General features: G+C 65.5%; 4 protein-coding genes. All 4 read right to left on the bottom strand.

Annotated features, from left to right (window positions below; all coding sequences use genetic code 11):
- Positions 1-173: 173 nt before the first annotated feature.
- The 4 genes from AC5RWX_RS29110 to AC5RWX_RS29095 all read right to left on the bottom strand — a co-directional run bounded on the left by AC5RWX_RS29110 (position 174) and on the right by AC5RWX_RS29095 (position 5,982).
- Positions 174-3,206 (bottom strand): alpha-mannosidase, encoded by a 3,033-nt coding sequence (locus AC5RWX_RS29110; protein ID WP_494099713.1) that lies wholly within the window; start codon positions 3,204-3,206, stop codon positions 174-176.
- A 144-nt stretch (positions 3,207-3,350) separates the two neighbouring features.
- Positions 3,351-4,238 (bottom strand): formate dehydrogenase accessory sulfurtransferase FdhD, encoded by an 888-nt coding sequence (gene fdhD / locus AC5RWX_RS29105; protein ID WP_494099712.1) that lies wholly within the window; start codon positions 4,236-4,238, stop codon positions 3,351-3,353.
- A 74-nt stretch (positions 4,239-4,312) separates the two neighbouring features.
- Positions 4,313-5,692, bottom strand: a complete 1,380-nt coding sequence (locus AC5RWX_RS29100) for a molybdopterin molybdotransferase MoeA (protein WP_494099711.1) — start codon at positions 5,690-5,692, stop codon at positions 4,313-4,315.
- A complete protein-coding gene (locus tag AC5RWX_RS29095; protein ID WP_494099710.1) occupies positions 5,689-5,982 on the bottom strand; it encodes a DUF6457 domain-containing protein in 294 nt (97 codons plus the stop codon). The genes AC5RWX_RS29100 and AC5RWX_RS29095 overlap by 4 nt, the downstream gene beginning before the upstream one ends.
- Between the last annotated feature and the right edge of the window lie 144 nt (positions 5,983-6,126).

Here is a 6,126-nt window from a genome sequence, read left to right as displayed (position 1 = left end):
GGTGGGAGCCGGGGCGTTTACGAACGGGGATACTTTCTTGAACGATGTGGCTCCCGGGGGCCTTTGCATGCTTTGGGGGGATGAGTGGTGGCGGCCGTTGGGGACCGCCCCCACTCAGCCATTTAAGGCCCTTTCTGCTCTATTGCCAGGACGCATGCGGCTAAGCCGGGGTGCTAGGGACGGACAAACCGCAGCGTAACCAACTGGAACGGCCGCAGGAGCAAATCCGCTCCCTCCGGCCCTGCTTCGACGCCGGTCGCCTGCACGGGGCGCTCCAGCAGGTCGACGGCTGCCACCTGCTGGACCGGAAAGTTCACTGAGAGCCGTCCCGCGGAACGCTGCCCCAACGACTCGTACAACCGGAGGACCACATCCCCGGAGCCGTCCTCGGCCAGCTTTACCGCCTCGATGACCAGGGCAGGGTTTGACACGGAAAACAGCGGATCCACCGGCGCGGCGCCAGTGACGAGCCGCGGAGCGAGGTTCGTCCGATAGCCTTCCTGGACGGCATCGGCGATGTCAGCGCCGGGCCTGATGGTGACTGTCAGCTCGTGAAGTCCGCGGTCGGCGTCCGGATCCGGGAACTTCGGGCCTCGCAGCAGTGACATACGCACTGTGGTGGTGGTGCCGCCGTCGGCTTCCCTGATGTTCCTGGTGACGTCGTGGCCGTAGGTTGACGAGTTGGACACTGCGACGCCGTAGCCGGGCTCGGCCACGTGGATCCAGCGGTGCGCGCAGATTTCGAACTTGGCGGCTTCCCAGGACGTGTTGGTATGGGTGGCGCGGAAGACGTGACCGAACTGCGTCTCGGCCGCCGACCGGTCCGCCCGTACGTCCAGCGCGATACCAAGCTTCAACAGCTTTTCCCGCTCCTGCCAGTCCACTGACGTGATGATGGAAAGGGAGGGACTCCCGGCGGCCAGGCTGATGCGCTGGGTAATGGCAGATGATCCTGCCACCCGCTCCACCACCACGGCAGCTTCGCCGTCATCGTCCGCGAGCCGCGCCGACTCCGCGCAGGTCAACGGTGTGACGTTGCGGCGGTAGAACTCGTCAATGTCCCAGGCGTCCCACTCGTTGGGGGTGTCACGGTGCAGCTCCAGCAAGTTGCCGCGCTCCCCCGGGGCAATCGCCTCGCGTCCGCTCGCGCAGTCCTGAAGTGAAGTGAGCAAACCGTCTGCGTCCAGAACTGCCCGGATGATGCCGTTGTCCAGCACGAAGCCATCGTCGCGGGCGGCGGCACGGGCGGGTAATGGCGATGCCAGCGGCTCCCCTGCTGCCAGCGCCGGCACCCCGTCACGGGCGTGCGGTGCGGCGTTCAGCAGGAACTGCCGCTCCCCGCGGCCAAGGACTGCCTTGGCTGCCTGGGCGATCAATGTTTCAAGGGCAAATTCGACGGCCTGGTAATTCCGTTCGGCGTCCTGGTGCACCCAGGCGATGGAACTGCCTGGAAGGATGTCATGGAACTGGTGCAGCAGCACCAGCCGCCACAGCTTCTTGAGCTCGGCAGCGGGATAGGCAAAGGAACCCCCGGTACGGACTGTGGCCGTCGTGCACCACAGCTCCGCCTCGCGCAGCAGGTGTTCACTGCGCCGGTTGCCCTTCTTGGTCCTGGCCTGGCTGGTGTAGGTGCCGCGGTGCAGTTCGAGGTACATCTCGCCCACCCACACCGGCAGGGACGGATATTCGTCCTCCGCCTGCTGGAAGAAGCTCTCCGCGGATCCGATCCGTACCCTCGGCGAGCCTTCAAGGTCCGCCGTCCTGGCAGCCGCCGCCAGCATCTCCCGGGTAGGGCCGCCGCCGCCGTCGCCATAGCCGAAGGGCACCAGCGACACCGTTCCACGGCCGTGGTCACGGTAGTTCCGCTCCGCGTGGGCCAGTTCGCGTCCGCTGAGCTGGGAATTGTAGGTATCAACCGGCGGGAAGTGGGTGAAGAGCCTGGTGCCGTCGATTCCCTCCCAGTTGAAGGTATGGTGCGGCATCCTGTTGGTCTGGTTCCAGGAGATCTTTTGGGTGAGGAACCACCGGCTGCCGGCAGACTTGACGATCTGTGGCAGGGCCGCCGAGTATCCGAAGGAGTCCGGCAACCACGCTTCCCTGCACTCGACACCAAATTCGGCCAGGAAGAAGCTTTTCCCCTCCACGAACTGCCGTGCCATGGCCTCGCCGCCGGGCATGTTGGTGTCCGATTCCACCCACATGCCGCCAACAGGAACGAATTGCCCTGCACGCACCTTTTCCCGGATCCGGCCGAAGAGTTCAGGGTAGAACTCCTTGATCCAAGCCAACTGCTGGGCAGATGAGCAGGAGAAAACGAAATCGGGGTATTCATCCATCAGCGCCACCACGTTGGAGAACGTCCTGGCGCATTTGCGGATGGTCTCCCGGACGGGCCAAAGCCAGGCCGAGTCGATGTGCGCATGGCCCGTGGCAACGAGCTGATGGGCGGAAGCATAGGCAGGCCTGCCCATCACTTCAGCGAGCGCTTCGCGTCCGGCAGCTGCGGTTCCGGCAACGTCGTCGGGGTCCATCACATCCATCATCCGCTCAAGCGCGCGGAGGATTTCATGTCGCCGAGGAAGCTCCAGGGGCAGTTCCGCCATCAGGCCGGACAGGGTCCAGATGTCCTGCTGGAGTTCCCAGACAGTCCGGTTCAACTCGGCGATGGCAATGGCTCCCAGCCTGTACTGCGGTGCTGTCCCGGCCGTCGACTTGTCACCGTACGGCGTGGGCGCAAACGTCCAGCCCTGCGCGACATCAGGGTTGGCGGCGGCCTCCACGTAGAAGTCCACAGCCATGCCGCCTCCCAGCAGCTTCAGCGGAATGTATTGGTTCCGGGGTGACACGGCTTTGATGATGGTGCCGTCGGCACGCCAGGCGATGCCCTCGCACTGGAAGCCGGGCACTTCGATGGTGAAGCCAAGGTCAACCACCACTTCAACGGTCGTGTCCGGTTCCGTGCCCCAGAACTCAGGGACTTCACCCTGCAGGTGGAGCCACTTGGTACCCCAGGGCTTTCCCCAGGGCGCGCCATGTTCCTGCGCCTGGAACTTTTGCCGCATGGCCTCCAGCGCCGGCACCGGTTCGTCCGGCACGTCCCAGCTGCTCAGCGTGAGGGGGAGGCTCCTGCTGTATACGGCGGTACTGATGCGTTCGCGGACAAACCTTTCGAGGCGGACTTCCGTAATCCGTCGGTCGTCATGCAATTTTGGCCCTCTTAAGCACTGGAAACGTGGACCATGGCGTCCATTCGGTGGATAAAATTACCCACTGGTAGCCTACTCGCCAATCCCTGCGGATAACATCCCTGAAAGCGGTCCCGGAATAAGATGGCCTTGGCGGAGCGATAGTCAGTGCAGCGCGCCGGCGGGGGTCTGGGAAACCGGCCTGACGATCCGGTGGTCCCCGGCGTAGATGTTGAGGCTGGTTCCCCGGCTGAACCCGGCGAGAGTCAAACCGCTGGCCTCTGCGAGCTCAACAGCAAGGCTGGAAGGAGCACTGACTGCAGCAAGCACCGGGATTCCCGCCAGGGCCGCTTTCTGTACAAGCTCGAAGGAGGCCCGCCCTGATACCTGGAGGACCGTTCCGCGCAGCGGCAGCAGTCCTTCGCGCAAGGCCCAGCCCACCACCTTGTCCACGGCATTGTGGCGGCCTACGTCTTCCCGGAGGCACATAAGCTCCACGCCGCCGTCGTCCTGGATCCTGAACAGCCCGGCCGCATGCACTCCGCCCGTATCCTCGAAAAGGCGCTGGGACTTCCGCAGCAGGCCCGGCAGGGACGCGAGGAGTTCGGCATCGATGGTCAGGGGATCCGCTGCGGGACTGTAGTGCGAGGACTTTTGGACGGACTCCACCGAATCGGTTCCGCAAATGCCGCAGGAGCTCGATGTATAGATGTGGCGGCCAATGGACGGAACAGTGACATCGCGCCGCAACTGGACCTCAACCACATTGAATGTCTGGACGCCGTTTTCATCTTCCCCGGCGCAGAAACGCAGCGACACAAGCTGCTCGGAGGTCCAAATGATGCCCTCCGATACCAGGAAACCGGCCACCAGGTCAAAGTCGTCGCCCGGGGTTCGCATGGTGACAGAGAAGGAGAGCTGGCCCAACCTGATCTCCAGCGGCTCCTCCACGGCGAGGACATCCTCACGGTGCCGTACCGGGAACTCGAGCGCCTTCGGAGATCCGTCGAGCACATACTTATGCACCTTGCGGCGCTGGGTCACGCGGCCCATAGCCACCCCTGCCTTTTCATATGTCCATCATGACAACTGACGCAGCGGGATACCAGCCGGGCATCGGAGCGTCATCAGCCAAGAAGCGCGCTCCAGTCCACGGGGCTGCCGGCAGCCGCTTTGCCTGCCGTCCTGCCTGGCCGGGCCGCGTTCCTCGGCTTGGCCTTGCCGGCAGGCTCCGCAACCGCCGGGATGGGTGGTCCCCAGGGCAACGCGAACGCCGGCACCGGTTCGCCGAGCTGGACCCCGTGCGGAGGCACCACCATCACGCCGGCCGCCGACGCCAACCCGCGCAACATACCCGGGCCCGTGTGCTGCGCCGGAGAGGCCATGCCATAGAGGAGCCGGAAAGGCATCAGCCGGGTGCGTCCCGGATCGGGTTCAATGGTGCTTCCGCAGGGCACCTCCCGGATTTCGGGCAGGCTGCCGTGGCCGAGCGCGGCGAGCAGCGGGGCCCCCACGGTGCACAGCGCCATCATTGCGGCGAGGGGGTTCCCGGGGAGGCCGAGTACGAAACGGCCGTCCGGTAGTTCCGCCAGGACGGCGGGGTGGCCTGGCCGCATCGCGATCCCGTCGATGACGAGCCGTCCGCCCAGTTCCGCCACCGCCTGGCGGAGGTGGTCCGTGCCTGAGCGTCCCGTCCCGCCAGTGGTGATAACGACGTCGGCCGGCAGATCCGGAGCGCCCGGCGCCTCCGGCACCACGTCTTCCAAGGCGGCGAGCCACTCCTCATAGGAGTCCCCGATCCGCTGCTGTCCCCCCGCTATTCCTCCCAGCATGCCCACAACGGCCGGCAATTGCGGCCCAAAGGTATCGCGCACCTGGCCGGGATCTGGAATTCCCTGGCCTATTACCTCGCCGCCGGTCAGCAGGAGCCGGACCAGGGGTTTCCCTTGGACCTGCAACTCGTCGTAGCCGGCCAGGGCAGCCACTGCGAGATGTGCAGGGTTAAGGTCCGTACCTGCCTTGACCAGGATGTCCCCCGCCAGCGCTTCCTCCCCGGCTTTGCGGATGTGCTGGCCGTTCCGCGGCTCACCGGGCTTGGCGGTTCCTCCGGTCGTCAAGACTGGCAAGCCGTCGTCGTCTTTGCTGAGCACGGCGCTCTCGCTGCGCAGCACCGCTTTACCGCCGGGAGGAATGAGCCCGCCGGTCACGATGGGGCTGGCTTGGTGCGGCGCCAGCGGGGCGCCGGGCTCCACCATGATCCATGGCCCGGTTCCGTTAACCGCCCAGCCGTCCATGGCCGAGGACGCGTAGTGGGGCATATCCTGCAACGCCATAATGTCCCGGTCCAACCTGCGGCCCAGGGCCAGGGCCAGGGGAACCGGCCCGGCAGGAATCGGGGTGGCTGCATCAAAAGCGGCCCGCCGGGCTTCTTCCCACGTATGGTCCAGACGCTCCGGCGCTTCCGGCAGCTCGGTTGAACTCCGTCCTTCCCCGGGCTCCTCGGTCATTCGCCGGGAGTCCCGGCGGCTTCAGCATCGTAGTCCACCGCCAGGGAACGTGCCACATCCAGCGCCCCTTCCATTGATGCGGCATCTGTGCTGCTCCCGGACGCTGAGGCCAGGCCGGCAGCGTAGCCGGCGATGAAGGTGGTGAGTGGCGCCGCGGGCCGCACTACGGAGTGGGCAGCTACACCCGCGAGCGCGAGGATGGCGTTGACGTCCACCTGGACGTCCTCAAGCTCATAAGCCTGGAGCAGGGACCTGCACCATTCCTCCAGCGTTTCATCCTGGCTTTTCAAGAACTGCCTCCCAATTCAACTGCTGCCGCTCCGGTTCTGGCCCGCGTCCCGGCTTCCGGCGTCAACTCCAAGTGCGGCGGCATCATCCCAGGTATCCACATCGGCAGTGGAACCTGCGGGGACGGTGACAAGCTGCACGTCCAG

The sequence above is a fragment of the Arthrobacter sp. SPT-J7 genome (assembly GCF_059089965.1).
This window is presented reverse-complemented; position numbering and strand designations above follow the sequence as displayed.